Raw genomic sequence first — 18,481 nt, forward strand, 5'->3', positions numbered from 1 at the left:
GTGGCTTGGCCCCTCAGGAAGCCACGGCCAGACCCATGAGGTCTTGGATATGGTGTTCATTGGCTCAAGGTTGCGGCAGGGCCAGATCCTTGCGGCCGTAGTAGCCGTTTGCCCAGTTTATGCTCATGGCGCGGCGGTGGTCGGCCACTGATTGGTCGAGCAGCGCTACGCCGAAATAGTGTCCCTGGGCCCAATGAATGCCCACGCTGCGCAACAGTTCCACTTGCTCGGCGGTTTCCACATACTCGGCAAGGGTGGTGATGCCAAGATCGGCCGCAACTGCATGGATGCCGCGGACGATGGAGAGCACGCGCGGTTCTTGGATGCGGGAGATGAGCCGGCCGTCGATTTTCAGGTAGGATACCGGTAGGTCGGCGAGATATTGGAACGACGAGTAGCCGCTTCCGAAGTCATCGAGCGCAAGCTGCACACCGAATTCCACGAAGGGGGCCAGGCGCTCGCGCGTCAGGTCCATGTTTTCGAGGAGTTCGCGTTCGGTCACCTCGATGACGAGCGGTTTGACCTCGGTCGCGCCCTTACGCGGGAAACTCATCTTGGCCGACGCCAAAAGCTCCATCAGCAGGCGTGGGTGGCGCAAAAGATCGCCGGATATGTTAACGAAATGCACAAGGTCTTCGTCACGGGTCTGACGTCTGGTTAAGGCCGCGAGCAGGATCATCCAATCGATCTTGTAGGTCAGGCGGAATTGCCCGGCCGCCTCCATGAACTCCTCGGCGGACAGCACGTGGCCATCGGTGGTGACAATGCGCGCCAGCGCCTCTTCCGCCACCAGCGTGTCCGTGCGCAAGTCCACGATCGGCTGATAGGCGGGGACCACACGATCTTCGCGTAATGCCACCTCCAGGACCGCGCCCATACGGAATATCCGTCGCTCGAGGTTTTCGGCCGCCACGATCCGTTCGCGGCCGCGTCGCTTGGCCTCGTAGAGGGCCTCGTCGGCGGCGTTCAGGATCTCTTGGGGGGTGGTTCCGTCATCCGGGGCCCAGGCAAGGCCTATGCTCACCGTGACATTGACGACATCGTTTTCAGTGGCAATCAAAAGACCTGAGATCGCCTCGTTCAAGGCCCTGGCTTGGGCCCTCGCTTGACGCGGACCGCAGTCGCTCAGGATGCAAAGAAACTCATCATTACCCCAGCGCCCCACCACGGCCGCCCGACCGAGGGCACTGGCCGCCGTGCGGCAGACGCGGCGCAGGACACGGTTCCCGAAGGCATACCCAAAGCGATGATTGATGAGGCGGAAGCGGTCTATGCTAAAGAGCATAACCGAAAGCGGCACACCGACCCGTTCCGATCGCGCGCACGCCAGCTTGAGTGTCTTGCCAAGAAGCGTCCTGCTCATAAGTCGTTCCACCTCGCGAGAGCGAGCCATCGTGAAAGCTGCGACTAGGGTAGCGGAAAGGCGGCCCGGACGCTATCGCTCATGGAAAAGGCCAGGACCCCGTCAATTCCCGCCACGGAATGTGTCCTGAAGGTCCAAGGGAGCCCTGGTGAGCGTTTTCGTCATCCGCAAGCAGCCTAAGACCAGGCGGGTACGGAAGCGGAGTTTACGCCTCATTCGGGCGATGGATTGCGGGTCGCTGGGAGGGCGTGAGCGGGCCTGCCGCGGGCGGGTGACGTTTTGCGGGCTCAAGCCGGTATGGATACGACCGCTATTCTCATCGTAGCCCCAGTCGATGACGTAATAGCCATACATGCTTGCCATGCAGGAGGTGTCCAGATATCAGGTTAGCTTGGTGGCTCGCGATTCGGAGTTTCGTCGCGGGACTCCCCTATTTGTCAAACTTTAGCGGGCTCCCCCGCAGAGCCAGGGCCCCCACTGTAGGCTGGATTGGGGGCAAAACGCCTCCTTTGGGGAGACGGGTTATTGTTTCAATCCTTCTTTGTCCGGGCTGCCGATAAAAATCCCCCGGAAGATGGGCGCCCCTTGGATTTGGTGAAGGATGGCAAAACCGATGTGGCCGATCCAGTACGCCCACACGAAATAGGAAATTATCTTATGTAACCCTGATATTTGCATATATTCATGGAAGTCCGATGATGCAGCAGAGGCCCCGTGTCCGCCTGGAATGATGAAAAATATCCAGATACCCGTGAGCGCCATGCCTGTAGCGGCCAAGAGTCCTAAGCCATGCCCAAAACTCGCGAAACCGATGCAATTGCGGCCACCAGGTGGTAACTTGCCGCGGAAAAGTCCGCATATATCCGCCCATACGGCCTGCATGCCAGAACGGTTCCAGGGAAAGAGGGCGCCAAGATCCTGGATGGCATACATCCACATCCAGGCTAGCAGTATAAAGGCGCTGGCGGCCAGCCCGTCCCACTCATGAAAGTAGAAAAATGCCCGGGTCTGCGGATCTGCAACCAGCAGGCCTGAGATTAATTGGGCGCTGATCGTAAGCGCCAGACCCCAATGCAAAACGCGGGTCATCAGATCCCATCGCGTATCGGTATCTTCCATCGCAATCTCCGTCATGGGCAAGCGAACTCACCGTGCAGAATACCAAGAGGGTGGCGCCGATGACGGTCCTGCCCTAGGTGCGCGAAGACAACCGGACCATGATAGGTAGAAACCATAAGCGGGTCTAGTGAGTTTTGCGTCCGCGCCAGGCAAGAGACTCTGTCATTGGCCTCCGCAAGTCTTTGATGAGCTGGTAGCCCAGGTGTGGTGGCAGTGCGCGACCGTGACCGAAATCGCGGGTAGGCCTGGGGCAGGCCAATACGGCCCTGGGCGTGAGGTCCGCGAGCCTCGTTCGGTTACGAACCTTGCCCGAGGAGACCGCGCAAGCCCTTGAGGTGGGATTCGCCATGGGCCAGGCGCTCCTCGGGGGGCTTCTCGTCACGACCATCCCAAATCAAGTCCTCGGCGGGGATCTCGCTGAGAAAGCGGCTGGGGCTGGTCTCCTGGGGCGCCCCTTGGCGGCGCCGTCGCCGCGCATAGCTCAAGGTCAAAGTTTGGCGCGCGCGCGTCATGCCGACGTAGGCCAGGCGGCGTTCTTCCTCCACGCCGCTTTCGACTAGGCTCGCGCGATGCGGGAGGAGATCCTCCTCCACTCCTACGAGAAAGACATGAGGGAATTCCAGACCTTTGGCAGCATGCAGCGTCATCAGTCGTACACTTTGGCCGTCAGGCTCCCGGTCCCGGTCTCCCATGCCGTTTAGAATGAGCTGTGAGACCACCTCGTCGAGTGTGCGTCCGCTCGCGTCCTCGCCGAGGCGGTCGACCCACGCCAGGAATTCCTCGAGCAACGCCAGCCGCCGGCGGCCTGTGCGGTTGTCGCCGGCCGCCTGCAAGGCGTGTCCCTCATACCCGACCTCGCGTAGCGCCTCGCGCAACAGTGCGCCCGGGGCCAGGCTTCGCGCCTTTTCGCTCAACCCCTCCACAAGCAGCGCAAAGCGCTGCAAGGCAGCCACCTGTGGGGCGGCAAGATGCTGCGCGAGCCCGAGTTCCTGACAGCAACGCAGCAGGGGTTGGCCACGGCGGTGGGCATAGTCGCGCAGGCGTTCGACAGTCGAGGGACCCACTTCGCGCTTGGGGACGTTGCAGACCCTAAGGAACGCCGCATCGTCGGCAGGGTTGTGAATGAGACGTAGATAGGCGACCGCATCGCGCACCTCCACACGATCGAAAAACGATGTCCCGCCGCTCAAAAAGTACGGGACGCGATGTTCGCGCAGCACCTGTTCCAGGGGCCGCGCCTGGTGATTTCCCCGATAGAGGATGGCGTAGTCCCCGAACTCCGCGCGACGCACGAACTTGTCATGCAAGAGCGCCGTGACGACGCGGATCGCCTCATGCTCTTCATCGTCGGCCACCAGGACCTTCAGGGGGTCGCCGAAGCCAAAGGCGCTCCAGAGTCGCTTCGGGAACAGGTGGGGATTGTTGCCGATCACGGCATTCGCGGCCTTGAGGATGCGCCCGGTCGATCGGTAATTCTGTTCAAGCTTTATGACCGTAAGCCGCGGATTGTCGCGCGCCAGCCGGGCAAGGTTCTCGGGACGCGCGCCGCGCCACGAGTATACGGATTGATCATCATCACCGACCGCTGTGAAGGCCGTGTCGGCAAGCGCGCGCGCCAGCCGGTATTGCCCATCGTTGGTGTCCTGATATTCATCGACCAGGAGATAGCGCAGACGCTCCCGCCAGCGCGCGCGGGCCTCGGCATCCTCGGTCAATAGCTGCGCCGGGAGCAGGATGAGATCGTCGAGGTCTATGGCGTTGTAGGCGCGCAGCCGCTCGACATAGTCGGCGTAGATGGCGCCGCCGTCGGGTGATTCGAGGGCGGCGGTGGCAGGGGGGATACCGGCATCCTTCCAGGCGCGCACGCGCTGTGCGATCTCCTCGGCGGGGGTGTCGCTGCGCAAGCGCTCCCGGCATAGGTCTTTGATGAGCGCCTCGGCATCCCGCGGATCGAGCAGGGTAAAGCCGTGCCGCAGACCGAGGGCCTGCGTTTCCTCGCGGATGATCTTCAATCCAAGGGCATGGAAGGTCAGGACACTTAAGCCTCGGCGGGTGGTCGATGGTAGCAGCCCGCTCGCGCGTTCGCGCATCTCGCGTGCCGCCTTGTTGGTGAACGTGACCGCGGCGATATGGGCGGGATCGTAGCCGCCGTGGGTAATGAGGTAGGCGATCTTGCGGGCAATCACCGTGGTCTTGCCGCTACCGGCACCGGCCAGGACGAGCACGGGCCCATCGATCAGTCGCACGGCCTCGCGCTGCTGGTCGTTCAAGCCCTCCAGGATCTTCATGGGCACCTCGATATACAATGGCGGCCACACGCAACCGGTCTTGCGTCTACCAACCACGCGTAGGCCGATGTCGGGGCAGGTGGCGGCAAGGCCGTGGGGTTTTGGGTCACGGTCGATAGGGGCGGCACGCGGGCAGTCTAGCGAGGTCTGCGTGCACCGACAATCTTGACAGGGTACGCTTGGGCATGCGCGCCACGAAGCGATGGGGGATGGCGGGCGTTGCTCATGCGTCCGTGCCCTCCCGCAAAATTTCAGAGCGATATCGTCTCCATATGCGGGACATACTCCTCCGGGACCGGGAAGTTGCTCAGATCTTTGGCGATGGCCGCGCGCAGGAACGAGTCCACCCACCAGAAGATATCGTATTCGCGGACAAAACGCTTGAGTTTATGCATGCGTGCGCGTCGTTCGCCGGGTCCCATGATGATCGCCCGCTGGATGGTCTCGGCCACCTCTTCGACATTGTAGGGATTCACCAGCAGCGCGCCCTTTTGCAGCTGCGCGGCGGCCCCGGCGAACTCCGAGAGGATCAGGACGCTGTTATTTTCCGGGGTAGCAGCGCAGAACTCCTTGGCGACGAGATTCATGCCGTCTTTGAGGGGCGTGATGAGCGCGATCTCGCAGGCACGATAATAGGCCAGAAGCTCGGTGCGACTGAGGCTGCGGAATATGTAGTGGATGGGGACCCACCCCGATTGCGTGAACTGGCCATTGATCTCGCCCACGAGCCGCTCCATTTCCATCTTCAGGGCATTGTATTTGGGGATGTCTTCACGGCTTGGCACCACGACCTGGATAAGTGTGGTGCGATGATGCAGCTCTGGGAAGCGCTGCAGGGCATTGCGGAAGGCCTCGAATCGATGACAGATCCCCTTTGTATAGTCGAGCCGGTCTACGCCCAGCAGGACCTGGCGGCCGGGCAGGTCCTCGTGAAGTTCGCGGGCCTTGCGCACGACCGCCTCGGCCTTGCTGCCGCGTGCGAATTCCTGGTAGTCGATGCCGATAGGGAAGGTGCCTACGCGCAGTTCGCGGTTCCCGACGCGGATCGTGATTACCTGTCCCTTGCCGCTCACCGACAGGTCCGGGGCGATCAAACGCACACACTGGAGGAAATTGCGGCGGTCGCGCAGGGTCTGGAATCCGAGCAGATCGTATTCGAGCAGGGCGCGCAACAGCGGAAAGCGCCATGGCAGCTTCATGTAGATGTCGAGCGGCGGGAACGGGATGTGGAGAAAAAAGCCCATGCGCGCCGCAATCCCCTGCGCCCGCAATTCCTGACCGACGCTCATCAGATGATAGTCGTGGATCCAAATGAAGTCGCCGGGACGCGTATTTTGCATGATGACGTCGGCGAATCGGCGGTTGACGCGGTTATAGGCGTCCCAGTAGCGCGGTGCGAAATTGCAGTGCGACTGAAGGTCGTGAAAGAGCGGCCAGATCACCTCATTGGCGAATCCGTAGTAGAAATCCTCCTTGTCACGCTGGTCGAGCGCCACAGGTTTCAGTGAGTAGCCGGAATGACGCGTCGCCTCGCGCAATAACCCCGAAAGCGTCGCGGGATCGGCGTCCGAGGTGCCAGGCCATCCGATCCATATCCCGCCGCGATTACGCAATACCGGGGCCAGTGCGCTCACAAGTCCCCCGGAACCTGGGATGAAGGTCCACTGGCCATCCACCTGTTTGACGACCACCGGCAGCCGATTGGAAACGACGACGAGCCTATCGCCGCTTTGTGTCATGTCGTTCATGACGTCTCCTTTGCGATAGGGTCTGGCAAGGGCTGGGTATGGGCCACTGGCTGGTGCGCGAACTCGATGCCCTGCTCGTAGAAGGCATGGAAAATAGCCAGGTTGATGGCGTGCTGAACGTCCCTGTAGGCGTCGACATATTCCTCCCGCACGCTGTATGCCACCTCGAAGATCAGCCCCTGGGGCTGGTAGTCCGTGAAATACGCACGCAGAAATCGCGCGCGGCCGTCGTTCTGCACTATACCCTCGATGAGGGTCGTGGTGCGCGCCAGGGCCTCATGAGTGTTTTCGTAGGTCAGATAGAGTGTAGACACGAGCGTGCGTTCGCGCATCCGTTTGTAGTTGCGCATGCGGCTTTTGACGATATCCGAGTTGCTGATGATGATCTGCTCGCCCGATGGGCTGCGAAGGCGCGTGGTCCTCAGACCGATGCGCTCGACGGTTCCCGTGTAGGTATCTATGGCGATGGGGTCGCCAAGGACGAAAGGCTTGTCGAACAGGATCCAAAGCGACGCCAGGAAATCGGCCAGGGTGCTTTGCACGGCAAGCGCCAACGCAACGCCGCCCACGCCAAAGCCCGCGAGCAGGGCGGTGACATTCACGCCCAGGTTGCTGAGTGCCGCGAGCGTAAGGAGCAGCCACAGGAGGATGGTGGCAATAAGTCCCACGGCGACCACGACCGTGCTGCGTTCTCCATCCTGGCTGTGCGCCCGGTAATGATCGATGCCGGCTTTTATGAACGCGTGACCCCACAACGCCGCCTGCACGAACAACGCGGTTACGACGATGTCGCCCACCAGTGCCCGACTGAGGTCGGGGGGTGTCAGGCGTTCGCAGGCGGCGGCCGCCGCAAGCGTCGCCAGGAACCAGGAATGGGTCTGGCGCGCGGCCTTGTCGAGGAACACAGGCCAGGCAGCGCCGCCCTGCGCGGCAACCCTCAGGATCCCTTGGCTCATGCGCAAAACAGCCTTCAAGAGCGCGAATATCGCCCCAAAGACCAGTATGGTGGCAATCCACACCAAGGCCGAGTGCCCGGAAAAGCGGTAGCGCGCAAGTTGCTGACCGAGCTGTTGCCAGTAGTATGTGATCATGGTTTGGCGGCGGTCATCCACGACTTGAGGAAGGCGTGCAGCTCATCTGGCGGACGCAGCCACAGGTGCGCGCGCGTATCCCGCAGTCGCTCGCGCACGAGTACCCCAAGCCCGGCCGGGGGGAGCGCCGCGAACGCATCCTCGTCGGTCCAATCATCCCCGAGATAGGCCATGATCGCCTGCGGGTGGCGCGCCACCAGGTCCGCTACGGCCGTGCCCTTGTCGCGACCGCTCACCCGGAATTCGTAGCCGCCATCGAAGGCGAGCCCCCGAACGTCAGCGGGAAGCTTGCGTGCGATACCGTACGCAAGCTCCTCCAGGCGCACACGGCCATCGGGCTGTTCATGCCGCCAGTGGATCGCCACGGTCCCGTATTTGCGTTCAAGGGCATGTTCGAACCCGGCCGCCTTGATGCGCGCGGCGCTGGCATCGAGCCATTGTTGCGACGACGGGGTGAGCGCAGCGCGCGTGAGGTGCCCACACGGTGCAAGATGCTCCTGCCCATGTGCCCCGAATATCTCCACGCCCTGCAGCGGTATGCGCGCCGCCAGATCGGCCGCCGGACGTCCGGTGACAAACGCAATGCGCGTTCCCTGCTGTTGGATGCCCACTAACAATGGGGCAATGCCGGGATAAAGGGTCGCATCCTCGCGCCGGGGCGTGAACGGCGCGAGTGTGCCGTCATAATCCAGTACGAGCAGCCGCTCGCGGGCTGCGCGCAGCATTTCAAAGAAGGGCTCGGGGGGTCTTGCCGGGTCCAGGGTCTTCACGATGGCGCGCGCAGCCTTTGGAGCAGGGCTTCACTGCACAGTGAGTGTGACTGTGATGTGAGGCTGGGGGATGGCGCTACATGACAACGCCGCGGCATGGCGATCGCTAGGTGGCCTAGGGGTCTGGACACGCGATGAAGCTCCGTCCTTGTGAGGCGCACATTATAACCTCTGGGCGGCATGACAGCCACGCACGGCCCGCCGGCGTTTGCAGGCTCAAGGGTGGACAGGTCATACTCGGCCTATGAAAACGCGTGTGTTATTGACCTTGCTCGCCGCTTTCATGCTGGCCTCGGGACCGGCGTGGAGCAGCCCCCTTCCCGCGTCTCTGCTGCGCTTGTTTGCGCGTGAACATGTACCGTTGGGCGGTATCAGCATTTATCTGCGCCGCATCCACGCCCGCCACCCGCTGCTCGCCTACCGAGCGCACACCCCCCGGGATCCGGCCTCGGTGATGAAGCTCGTCACCGCGCTCGTGAGTCTGGATGTGCTCGGGCCGGCCTACACATGGACCACTGGCGCCTATGCGCGGGGTCCGGTGGTCCATGGCGTGTTGCATGGCAACCTCTATCTGCGCGGAGACGGCGACCCGTACCTCATCACGAAATCGTTCTGGAACCTGCTTCACGGGTTGCGCCGTCTGGGCATACGCCGCATAGCCGGCAATCTCGTGCTCGATGAGCATTATATGAAGGTCCCGCGTGCGCCGCGCGGCTCCTTTGACGGCCTGCGCGACCGCACATACAATGTGCGCCCGCAGGCCCTGCTGGTGAATTTTCAGGCGGTCGAGTTCCGATTTCTTCCAGGGGCATCGAAGGTGCGTGTATTGCCGGACCCCTATCCGACGACGCTGCGAGTGGTCGATGACCTGCGCCTGACGGGTGGGGCGTGCGGTGACTGGCGCGCCCATGTCCATTTGCAGATCGCTCATGAGAGCTGGGGCAATCGGGCGGTGTTCCGCGGGCGCTACCCGCGCGCGTGCGGAACGCAACACCTTTATCGTGTCACCGACAACAATCGCCGTTATGTCTCGGGGGTGTTCACCGAGTTATGGCGCGAGCAAGGGGGGATTTTCAACGGCCGGTTCCTCACCGGCCGGTTGCCGCATGGCGCGCGACTGCTGTATGCGGTCCATTCGCGACCGCTTGCCGACATCCTGCGCAGTGTCGATAAGTACAGCAACAACGTCATGGGCCGGCTTTTGGTCATGACCCTCGGGGCGGTGAAGGACGGGCCGCCGGGGAGCACCGCCAAGGGCCTGGCGGTGATGCGTGCGTGGCTTAGCCGCCACCACCTGCGGCTGCCTCATCTGGTGTTGCGCAATGGGGTCGGGTTGTCGCGTTCCGAGCGCATCACCGCGGCCGAAGTGGGACGCGTCCTACGTTATGCCTATAATGGGCGCTACATGCCTGAGTATGTCTCGTCGTTGCCGATAGCGGGGATCGACGGGACCTTGCGGTACCGGTTCCTGGGGTCGCCGGTCGTCGGGCATCTGCATGGCAAGACCGGCACGATCGACGGCGTGGATACCTTGGCAGGCTACCTGCAGCGCGGGCGGCGGCGTTATATCGTCGTGGTATTGGAGAATTACCCTGCGGCGGATACGGAATCGGGGTTCCGGGCCGAGGACGGGGTCATCAAATGGCTATACGCCCGTAAGTAAGGGGGGGTTGTGACGAAATTTGTGAGCGCGGTGATAGGGGATGAGTCGGGGGACGGAAGTCTGCCGGTGCTCGAGGGGACGCTCGGCCCGCAGGCCGTCGACATCCAATCGCTCTATGCCCGCCATGGGCTCTTGGCTTATGACCCGGGATATCGGTCGACGGCATCTTGCAAGAGCGCCATCACCTTCGTGGATGGCGATGCCGGTATCCTCGCGTATCGTGGCTATCCCATCGAGCAGCTGGCCGAGAAGAGCCGCTTCCTGGAGGTGGCCTACCTTCTCATGTTCGGGGAACTGCCCTCGGCGGCCGAGGAGGCCACATTCCGCGAGGCTGTGTGCCAGCATAACCTATTGCACGAACAGGTGATCAGTTTCTACCGCGGCTTTCGCCGCGATGCCCATCCGATGGCGGTCATGGTGGCCGTGGTCGGCGCGTTGTCAGCGTTTTATCACGATGACATGGATATTCGCGACCCCGAACAGCGTCTCAATGCGGCCATCCGGCTCGTCGCCAAGATGCCCATGATCGCCGCAGCGAGCTACACCTACAGCATCGGCCGGCCACTGCGCTATCCGCGTAACGAGTACGATTATGCGGGGAACTTCATGCAGATGCTGTTTGGCATGCCCAACAAGGACTTCGTCCTGGATCCTGTGCAGGCGCGCGCCATGGACCGGATCCTCATATTGCACGCCGATCATGAACAGAACGCCTCGACCTCCACGGTGCGCATGGCGGCCTCGTCCGGCGCCAATCCCTTCGCGTGTATTGCGGCGGGCATCGCGAGCCTATGGGGTCCGGCGCATGGCGGCGCCAACGAAGAGGTCGTGAAGATGCTGATCGACATCGGCTCTCCGGAGAACATCCCGAAAGCGATCGCGCGCGCCAAGGACAAGGGTGATTCCTTCCGGCTCATGGGCTTCGGACACCGGCTATACAAGAATTTCGATCCCCGGGCGCGCGTGATCCAGGAGAGCGCCCGTGAGGTATTGGCGCATCTGGGGCTTGAGAACGACCCGCTGATGGCGGTCGCCCTGGAGCTCGAACAGATCGCCTTGCGCGATGAGTACTTCATCGAACGCAAGCTCTATCCGAATGTGGATTTCTACTCGGGAATCCTACTTCGCGCCATGGGCATCCCGACGAAGATGTTCACGGCCGTGTTCGCCGTGGCGCGGACCGTCGGATGGGTGAGCCAGTGGCTCGAGCTCCATAACGACCCCACGCACGGCATCGATCGTCCCCGTCAGCTGTATGTGGGACCCCGCCTACGGGACTACCCGCATCGGTGAAGGGGCAGGCACTCGACTGGCCGCTGGGACACGGCACGCAGATGACAGCCGCGGGACGGTGCCACTAGCGCGAGCCCGCCGGGGTAGGCGGCCCGCCCGCCGCCTCTGGGGCTGGGCGCCCGCGTCAGGATCCGCGCCTGGAGGGGGCCCGCAGAGGAGGGTGGACGGGCGCACCGCGCCGTCCGTCCTCCGGGGCCTCAGCGGTTTTCAGGGGCGCAGGCCAATTGTTCCGCTAGGAACCGCGCTCCGGCCTTGACGCGGCGCTCATAGGCGTCGCGGGCGATGGCGATATCCTCCAGGAAATAGGGGAGTTCGCGCAGCAGCAAGGCCTGCGGTCCATCCACCAGGGCCTTCTTCGGTTCGGGGTGAAAATCGACCAACACCATGTTGGCGCCGGCGATGATCCCCTGGGCGGTGACCTGCTGGACATCGAGCAGCCCGTCGGGCCCGCGATCCCGCGATCCGACCGAGTGAGAGGGATCTATGCACACCGGCATGCGCGTGAGGCGCTTGACCACCGGGACGTGCGCGAAGTCGACGAAGTTGCGATGCGGGTCACCCATATTGGTCTTCATGCCGCGCAGCCCGAAGATCACATTGCGGTTTCCTTCGCTTGCAATGTACTCGGCGGCGTTCAAGGACTCTTCTAGGGTGATGCCAAACCCGCGCTTTAGCAGCACCGGGAACTCGCTCTGACGGCCGACGATCTTCAGGAGCTCGAAATTCTGCGTATTACGCGTGCCGATCTGGAGCATTACCCCGGTCGGCGAGCCGGTCTGCTCGAGGGCGTGGCGGATCTCGTCTAGGTGCGAGTCGTGGGTGATCTCCATGGCGATCACCCGGATGCCGTACTTGCCGGCGAGATCGAAGACCCAGGGCAGGCACGATGCCCCATGCCCCTGGAAGGAGTAGGGGTTGGTGCGCGGCTTGTAGGCCCCCATGCGCGTGCATACCTGGCCGTTGTCGGCCAGGGCCTTCATCATCTGCTCGACATGGGTGGGGTTGTCGACCGCGCACAATCCCGCAAAGACATTCAACGTGTCCTGGCCGAAGCGCACGCCCTTGTACTCGAAACCCGTCGGACGCTTGTCATCGTGATGACGCCCCAATATCCGGTACTCCTCTTCGATACTGACCACGCGCTCGACGCCTGGGAGGGTCTCGATCTCGTGGAGGTCGAAGGCACTGGTATCGCCGATCAGATAGACCTCGGTCAGGGTCACGAGGGCCCCGACCTCTTCATGCACGCGCAGGCTGATACCGGGCTTTTGTGCGAGGAACGACATAAGCTCCCGGAACTCGGGGCTGTCTTTGGTGATGTGGGATTTCAACACGACGATCATGAATAGTCCTTAAGGCGGCGTCACGGGCCGGTCGCCATTCTAACAAGTCTGCCGCCGTGAGCCTATCTTGCTGCCCCGGCACGAGCCCGAAATCCGGAGAGATGTTGACGAGACAACTAAGGATTGTCTTGCGGCCGCGGTTGACGTAGCATGAATTTTGCGTTCCTTGGAACGTGGCGTCCGGCGCCACGCCCAGGCCATGGTCAGGGCGGGGCCGGCGCGAACACTGGATCACCCCGCAAGACGGGAAGGCAATCGAAGAAGAGGTTTCTATGCAGACCGGTACCGTGAAGTGGTTTAATGAAGCGAAGGGTTTTGGCTTTATTACGCCGAGCGATGGCAGCGCCGATGTATTCGTCCATTTCTCGACCATAGAGGGAGAGGGATTCCGGACGCTTGCCGAGGGCCAAAAGGTCGAGTTCGAATCGACCCGTGGACCCAAAGGGATGCAGGCGGCGCGCGTGGTACCGCGTTAAGATACGGACAGCGCGTGAATCGCACGGGGCCGGTCGTAGAAGGTCCCGTGCGTGGCCATGATGTGAGGTGCCGACAGGCCGCGCGCCTGGCGGTCGGCGCGCGTGGCGGCGTTGGCACGGCCCCGACGGGATATGGTGTCGGGCGGCAGGGTGAGAACACGGCGGACCGGGCGGCGCGGCCCTGCACGCGTGCGCCGTTACGCGCATCGAGCCCGCGAAACGGCGCTCGAATTTGAGCCGGCGGGGTTATGCGGGCCTCGTCTGGGTGGTCCTTTGTGTGCACCCCACCCCCGGGATCTTATGTCGCTGATCCACCTCATCCACGTCTATGGCTACATCGCAATCCTGGTCGGCTGTTTTCTGGAGGGCGAGACGGTGCTCGTGCTCGGGGGCGTGGCGGCCGCGCAGGGCTACCTCGTGCTCCCGGGGGTCATGGCCGCGGCCTTCGTCGGCAGTCTGAGCGGCGATCAACTGTTTTTTCATCTGGGGCGACGATATGGGCCGGATGTTATGGCCCGCAAGCCGCGGCTGAGAAGGGCCAACGCCCGCCTTCAGGGCTGGATGGGACGCTACGAGACCTGGCTCGTGCTCGGTTTCCGTTTTCTCTACGGCCTGCGCAGCGCCGCGCCGTTCGTATTCGGGGCGAGCCCCATCCGGCGCGCGCGTTTTGCCCTTTTGAATGCCGTGGGGGCTGCGGTATGGGCGGTGGTCGTGGGGTATGGAGGTTACGTGGCTGGACACGCCTTGGCCGCCATGCTCAGCCACTTCGCGCATTATGAATGGCTCTTGCTGCTCGTAGTCGCGGCGGTTGCCGCCGGCATCTGGCTGCTCACGCGCTATCGTTCCTGACACGGGCTGCACGATCCTGGATGGCTTGGGCATCAGGGCCCGCTATACGAGCAGGGACCCCCGCGGTTCACGGGGTGCGGGGATACCCAGGATGGAGGCGGCCCGCGCGATCTTACCGGGAAGGGGGTGTCGGCTATTGTCCTGGAGGCCGGACAGCGGGTTCATGCCCGGTATGTGGCGCACCGCTAAGCCGTGGGTGTGAGAGAGAAGAGCCGACGCGCCCGTGGCCCGGGACATCCCCGTGCCGGACGGCATTCGTCCCCAACGCGCGGTGGCCGCGGATGCGATATTGACGATCGCCCTGTCTTACTTGGGTCCGGTGATCGCCTCGATTTCTTCATAGATCCTCCGCAAGGAAACCCGCGACTTGAGTCGCGGGAGGAATTGCGGGTGCGCGAAGCGCACCATGTGGTGTACACTGTGACGCATGGTCGATGTTGCCACGAACCGTAATTGTGTCTACCAAACGGCATACCATGTGATCTGGTGTCCGATGTATCGGGGCGACGTGCTGAGTGGAACGGTGGCCGAGGAAACGGGAGCGATGTTGGATGCGATTTGCGCAGAACGGGGCTGGCCGGTGATCTCCAAGGCAATCCAGCCGGATCACATCCACCTGTTTGTCGGCATACCGCCCGCCATGGCCGTCGCCGATGCCGTCAAGGTGCTCAAGGGTGTCACGGCGCGCCGTTTGTTCCAGAGGTTCCCGGCGCTGAAGAAGCGGTTGGGGGGCGGACACCTGTGGTCTCCGTCGTATTACGTCGGCACGGCGGGCCATGTCAGCGCCGAGACCATCCGCCGCTACATCGAACGCTCCGAGCATGTCACCAAGAGGCGATAAGCGATGATGCGCACGGCGTCGATCCGGCTGGAGGCGAGTACAGAGCAGGCTGAAGCGCTGGCGGCGCTGCGATCGGCTTACGCCGATGCCTGTAACCGTCTCGTCCCGATCGTGCGCGCACATCGCCTTTGGAACCGGGTAGGACTGCACCAACGGACATACAACGCCCTGCGCGCTCAGACGCCGCTCGGCAGCCAGATGTGCTGCAACGCCATCTTCTCGGTATGCAAGGCGTACAAGGCACAAAAGGAACTCGGGCGTATCAGGTAAGATACGTCGATCCCAGGCACCCGCTTCGACCGTGCCAGCGTGCATTTCGACAAGCGCACCTATTCCCTCAAGGGCGAGACCGTCTCGCTCTAACCCTCGGTGGGCGTATCAGCGTCCCGCTGCGCCCAGGAGAGCATCAGCGTCGGATTCTCGAATCCGGAAGACACAAGGAAGCGGAACTGGTGTTGCGCAAAGGGCGATGGTTCTTCAATCTCGTCGTCGAGTCCCACGACGCAAAACCCGTGGCATTCGGCCCCGTAATGGGTGTGGATGTCGGAGAAAACAATCTCGCCGCCCATAGCTTGGGCAAGGTCTTCGGCGGCGAGCACCTGCGCGATCGGCGCGACCGTCACCTGGCCCTGCGCCGCCGTCTTCAGTCCAACGGCAGCCCGAGCGCGAAACAGAAGCTCCGGCAGGTCTCCGGCAAGGAGATGCGGCGCGTGAAGCACACAAACCACGAAACGAGCAAGGCCATCGTTCAGGCAGCGATCAAAGCCGGTGTCGCCAAGATCACGATGGAAGATCTGACGCATATCCGCGCGCGGATCAAGGCTGGTAAGCGCGTGCGCGGCCGCCTGCACCGCTGGGCATGGCGACAGCTTCAGACCTTCGTCGAGTACAAGGCAAGAGCGGCGGGCATCGCGGTCGAATACGTGAACCCGGCCTATACCAGCCAGATGTGTTCCTGCTGCGGCCATCTCGGCAAGCGCAGCAAGCATCGTTTCGTGTGCACACACTGTGGTCTCCGGGCGCACAGCGACTTGAATGCCAGTCGGAACCTTGCCCGCATTGGCGGAACGGCCGTTCCGCCAAGGGCGGCTGTAAGTACGCCTGATGTTGGGAGTGTGGATATGGGCAACCATGTTTGCATTTCACAATAAAGCCTGCGACTTCAGTCGCGGGTTATTTACACGAGACATGTGGACGAGTGCTTGTTCGGCCGGCCCCATGGAAGGTGACCGACCAGAGAGGGATTCTCTACCGCAAGGGGACGCGGCCAGTATTGGTCGAAGAGAGGCGCGCCACTGTCATCCGACGCGTCCGACCGTAAGAGCGAACCTCGACGATCGCAGGAAGCCCCTGGGCGGTCCCTGCGCGGCGTTGGCGCCCGCGATTCTCATGCCATGCCCCCCGCGCGGCACACTGTGGTTCGGATCGCTACAGACGGCCATCTAGCCTCGCTGCAAGATCTGCGCGAAGAAGCCATCGGTACCGTGGCGATGCGGCCATAGACGCAGGCTGGGGCCTGCGTCTATGGCCTGTGCGGAAAGCGGGATGCCACGACGCGTGAGGACCCCATGCGTGTCGATCGGCGTGTAATCGCCGCCGTGCTCGGCCAGGAAGTCCGCGATCACGTCCTCGTTTTCCTCGCGTAACACGCTGCAGGTGACGTAGAGCAGGCGCCCGCCGGGGCGTACGAGGCGCGCCGCCTGGGTCAGGATCGCGCGTGCCTGCCCGGCTAGTTCCGTGACGCGCTCCTCGGCAAGCCGCCACTTGATGTCGGGGCTTCGGCGCACGGTACCGGTGCCGCTGCATGGGGCATCGACAAGGACGCGGTCGATCTTGCCGTAGAGTCTCTTCAGGCGGTTGTCAGGACCGGTCTCCAGGGTCTGGATGCGAATATTGTCGCAGCCGGCGCGTGTGGCGCGTTCGCGCAGCCGGCCCAGGCGCTTTTGCGAGGTATCGAAGGCGTAGAGCATGCCGCTGTTGGCGAGCAGCGCCGAGAGATGCAGGGTCTTGCCGCCGGCGCCCGCGCAATAATCGACGATGCGCTCCCCGCGCCGGGGCTCCAGGAGCGGGGCGATGAGCTGACTGCCCTCATCCTGGACCTCGAAATGACCGGCCGCGAACTCCGGGGTTCGAAAGAGGCCGGCGCGCGCGGCGCGACGCAAGCCCCAGGGCGACAGGGGTGTGGGGCTGAGATCGTGGCCGGTGCGGGCGAGGGACTGCTGGAGTGCCGCGCGGTCGGTCTTCAGGGTGTTGGTGCGGATATCAAGCGGCGCGGGGGCGAGCAGCGCCGTGGCCGCCGCCCCGTGCTCGGAGGCGGGGAGTAGGGTGGCAAGGCGCGCGGCCAGCCAGTCGGGCAGGCTCGCGCTTACCGCAAAGGGGTAGATATCGCGATCGGATCGCGCCGCGGCCACGAGCGCCTCGGGATGAGCGACGCCCAAGGCCTGGAGCTGGCGCGCATTATAGCCCTCGAAGGCCGCAAGCCAAGCGGCGACCACGCGGCGCGGCTCGGCGGTCTGCGCGAACGCGCACAGCAGCCGATGATGACGCAGGCTCCCATAGACGGTCTCGGCGATGACGCCGCGGTCCTTGGGGCCAAGACGCGGCTGGGCGCGAAAGAAGCGATCCATGCGCGCGTCGGCGGCGCCCGGACCCCCCAGGATGTCGTCGAGCAGGCGCGCAGCGGCCTCGTGGAGGGCGGGTGTGATCAATCGCGGTAGCGTTTCTGGAGATCGGCGTAGGCCTCGATGCGTCGGTCGCGCAGGAATGGCCATATCTGCCGGGTTTGTTCCGTGCGCGTGGCGGCGATGTGCGCGATCAGAACACAGGGCGTATCGCCGGCGCGCGCCAACCATTCGCCTTGTGGACCACACACAAAGCTCCCGCCCCAGAATGTGATCCCGGGGGTGGTCTGGCTCGGGTCCGGTTCATGGCCGCAGCGGTTCACGGCCACGACCGGGATACCGTTGGCGACCGCATGTCCGCGTTGAATGAGTTCCCAGGCCTCCTTCTGGCGGGCCTTCTCGGCGTTATCGTCGCGCGGATCAAAGCCGATGGCGGTGGGGTACACCAGCATGTCGGCACCGGCGAGTGTCATGAGGCGCGCGGCCTCCGGATACCATTGGTCCCAGCATACGAGCACACCGAGACGTCCGACGCTCGTGGCGATGGGGGTGAAGCCGAGATCGCCGGGTGTGAAATAGTACTTCTCATAGAAGCCTGGGTCGTCAGGGATGTGCATCTTACGATAGCGTCCGACCAGGCGCCCGTCGCGCTCCAGGACTACGGCGGTGTTGTGGTAGAGACCGCTTGCCCGGCGCTCGAACAACGATCCGACGATGACAAGCGAGAGCTCCCGGGCGAGCGCGCCGAGACGTTCTGTCGAAGGCCCGGGAATGGGCTCGGCGCGGGCGAACTCCGCGGCATTCTCCCACTGGCAGAAATACGGTCCATTGTGCAATTCCTGGAGTATGGCGAGGTCGGCCCCGTGTGCGCGCGCCTCGCGCAATCCATCTTCGATCCGCGCCCACACCTGCGCGGCATGACCGTCAGCGGCATGCTGGATCAAGGCGACCGCGATGCCGTCACTCATGGCGTCGGCATCGCGTGGTGTGATCGGCACCGACGTCCGGTACGTCTA

Annotated in this window: 16 protein-coding genes; 7 read left to right on the forward strand and 9 right to left on the reverse strand. The window is 63.3% G+C overall.

Features of this window, described 5'->3' with window-relative positions:
• Positions 1-64 precede the first annotated feature (64 nt).
• From C4900_RS08990 to otsB, 6 genes are all read right to left on the reverse strand, one after another.
• Positions 65-1,363: a bifunctional diguanylate cyclase/phosphodiesterase gene (locus C4900_RS08990; protein ID WP_065970579.1), complete on the reverse strand. Its 1,299-nt coding sequence runs from the start codon at positions 1,361-1,363 to the stop codon at positions 65-67.
• A gap of 522 nt (positions 1,364-1,885) precedes the next feature.
• Positions 1,886-2,482 (reverse strand): cytochrome b/b6 domain-containing protein, encoded by a 597-nt coding sequence (locus C4900_RS09000; RefSeq protein WP_170132490.1) that lies wholly within the window; start codon positions 2,480-2,482, stop codon positions 1,886-1,888.
• A 296-nt stretch (positions 2,483-2,778) separates the two neighbouring features.
• Positions 2,779-4,770: a UvrD-helicase domain-containing protein gene (locus tag C4900_RS09005; protein WP_065970571.1), complete on the reverse strand. Its 1,992-nt coding sequence runs from the start codon at positions 4,768-4,770 to the stop codon at positions 2,779-2,781.
• 251 nt (positions 4,771-5,021) lie between these two features.
• On the reverse strand, positions 5,022-6,518 hold the full coding sequence (locus C4900_RS09010) for an alpha,alpha-trehalose-phosphate synthase (UDP-forming) (protein ID WP_065970566.1): 1,497 nt from the start codon (positions 6,516-6,518) through the stop codon (positions 5,022-5,024).
• Entirely contained in the window at positions 6,515-7,609 is a 1,095-nt protein-coding gene (locus C4900_RS09015; RefSeq protein ID WP_114282975.1) for a mechanosensitive ion channel domain-containing protein, read from the reverse strand. Before C4900_RS09015 ends, C4900_RS09010 begins: the two co-directional genes overlap by 4 nt.
• Positions 7,606-8,379, reverse strand: a complete 774-nt coding sequence (otsB, locus tag C4900_RS09020) for a trehalose-phosphatase (RefSeq protein ID WP_141689288.1) — start codon at positions 8,377-8,379, stop codon at positions 7,606-7,608. The genes C4900_RS09015 and otsB overlap by 4 nt, the downstream gene beginning before the upstream one ends.
• 244 nt (positions 8,380-8,623) lie before the next feature.
• Between otsB and dacB the strand changes: the two genes are divergently transcribed.
• Both dacB and C4900_RS09030 read left to right on the forward strand, forming a co-directional pair.
• Positions 8,624-10,042, forward strand: a complete 1,419-nt coding sequence (gene dacB, locus C4900_RS09025; RefSeq protein WP_083995853.1) for a D-alanyl-D-alanine carboxypeptidase/D-alanyl-D-alanine endopeptidase — start codon at positions 8,624-8,626, stop codon at positions 10,040-10,042.
• Positions 10,043-10,051: 9 nt separating this feature from the next.
• Positions 10,052-11,335, forward strand: a complete 1,284-nt coding sequence (locus C4900_RS09030) for a citrate synthase (RefSeq protein WP_211306864.1) — start codon at positions 10,052-10,054, stop codon at positions 11,333-11,335.
• 197 nt (positions 11,336-11,532) lie between these two features.
• Here C4900_RS09030 and C4900_RS09035 read toward each other — a convergent pair whose 3' ends face one another.
• Positions 11,533-12,678 carry a hypothetical protein gene (locus tag C4900_RS09035; protein ID WP_065970560.1) on the reverse strand — a complete coding sequence of 382 codons (1,146 nt, stop codon included), beginning with the start codon at positions 12,676-12,678 and terminating at the stop codon, positions 11,533-11,535.
• A 272-nt stretch (positions 12,679-12,950) separates the two neighbouring features.
• On the opposite strand from C4900_RS09035, the gene C4900_RS09040 reads away from it, so the two are divergent.
• The 5 genes from C4900_RS09040 (at position 12,951) to C4900_RS16280 (ending at position 15,995) form a co-directional block, all read left to right on the forward strand.
• Positions 12,951-13,154 (forward strand): cold-shock protein, encoded by a 204-nt coding sequence (locus tag C4900_RS09040; protein WP_065970559.1) that lies wholly within the window; start codon positions 12,951-12,953, stop codon positions 13,152-13,154.
• A 300-nt stretch (positions 13,155-13,454) separates the two neighbouring features.
• Positions 13,455-14,003: a DedA family protein gene (locus C4900_RS09045; protein ID WP_114282976.1), complete on the forward strand. Its 549-nt coding sequence runs from the start codon at positions 13,455-13,457 to the stop codon at positions 14,001-14,003.
• 427 nt (positions 14,004-14,430) lie between these two features.
• Positions 14,431-14,844, forward strand: coding sequence for an IS200/IS605 family transposase (gene tnpA / locus C4900_RS09050; protein WP_083995663.1), 414 nt, complete (start codon positions 14,431-14,433; stop codon positions 14,842-14,844).
• Between the two features lie 3 nt (positions 14,845-14,847).
• The gene (locus C4900_RS16275; RefSeq protein WP_211306865.1) at positions 14,848-15,114 is read left to right on the forward strand and encodes a hypothetical protein; all 267 of its coding nucleotides are present in this window, start codon (positions 14,848-14,850) and stop codon (positions 15,112-15,114) included.
• A gap of 146 nt (positions 15,115-15,260) precedes the next feature.
• On the forward strand, positions 15,261-15,995 hold the full coding sequence (locus tag C4900_RS16280) for an RNA-guided endonuclease InsQ/TnpB family protein (RefSeq protein ID WP_411675228.1): 735 nt from the start codon (positions 15,261-15,263) through the stop codon (positions 15,993-15,995).
• 291 nt (positions 15,996-16,286) lie between these two features.
• On the opposite strand, the gene C4900_RS09060 is transcribed toward C4900_RS16280, so the two are convergent.
• Together C4900_RS09060 and C4900_RS09065 are read right to left on the reverse strand one after the other, a co-directional pair.
• Complete coding sequence (locus C4900_RS09060; RefSeq protein WP_211306867.1) at positions 16,287-17,552, reverse strand: RsmB/NOP family class I SAM-dependent RNA methyltransferase; 1,266 nt, start codon at positions 17,550-17,552, stop codon at positions 16,287-16,289.
• A complete protein-coding gene (locus tag C4900_RS09065) occupies positions 17,549-18,433 on the reverse strand; it encodes a carbon-nitrogen hydrolase (protein WP_065969909.1) in 885 nt (294 codons plus the stop codon). The genes C4900_RS09060 and C4900_RS09065 overlap by 4 nt, the downstream gene beginning before the upstream one ends.
• Positions 18,434-18,481: the final 48 nt, after the last annotated feature.

It is taken from the genome of Acidiferrobacter thiooxydans, from assembly GCF_003333315.1.
In the GTDB taxonomy this organism is placed as follows: Bacteria; Pseudomonadota; Gammaproteobacteria; order Acidiferrobacterales; family Acidiferrobacteraceae; genus Acidiferrobacter; species Acidiferrobacter thiooxydans.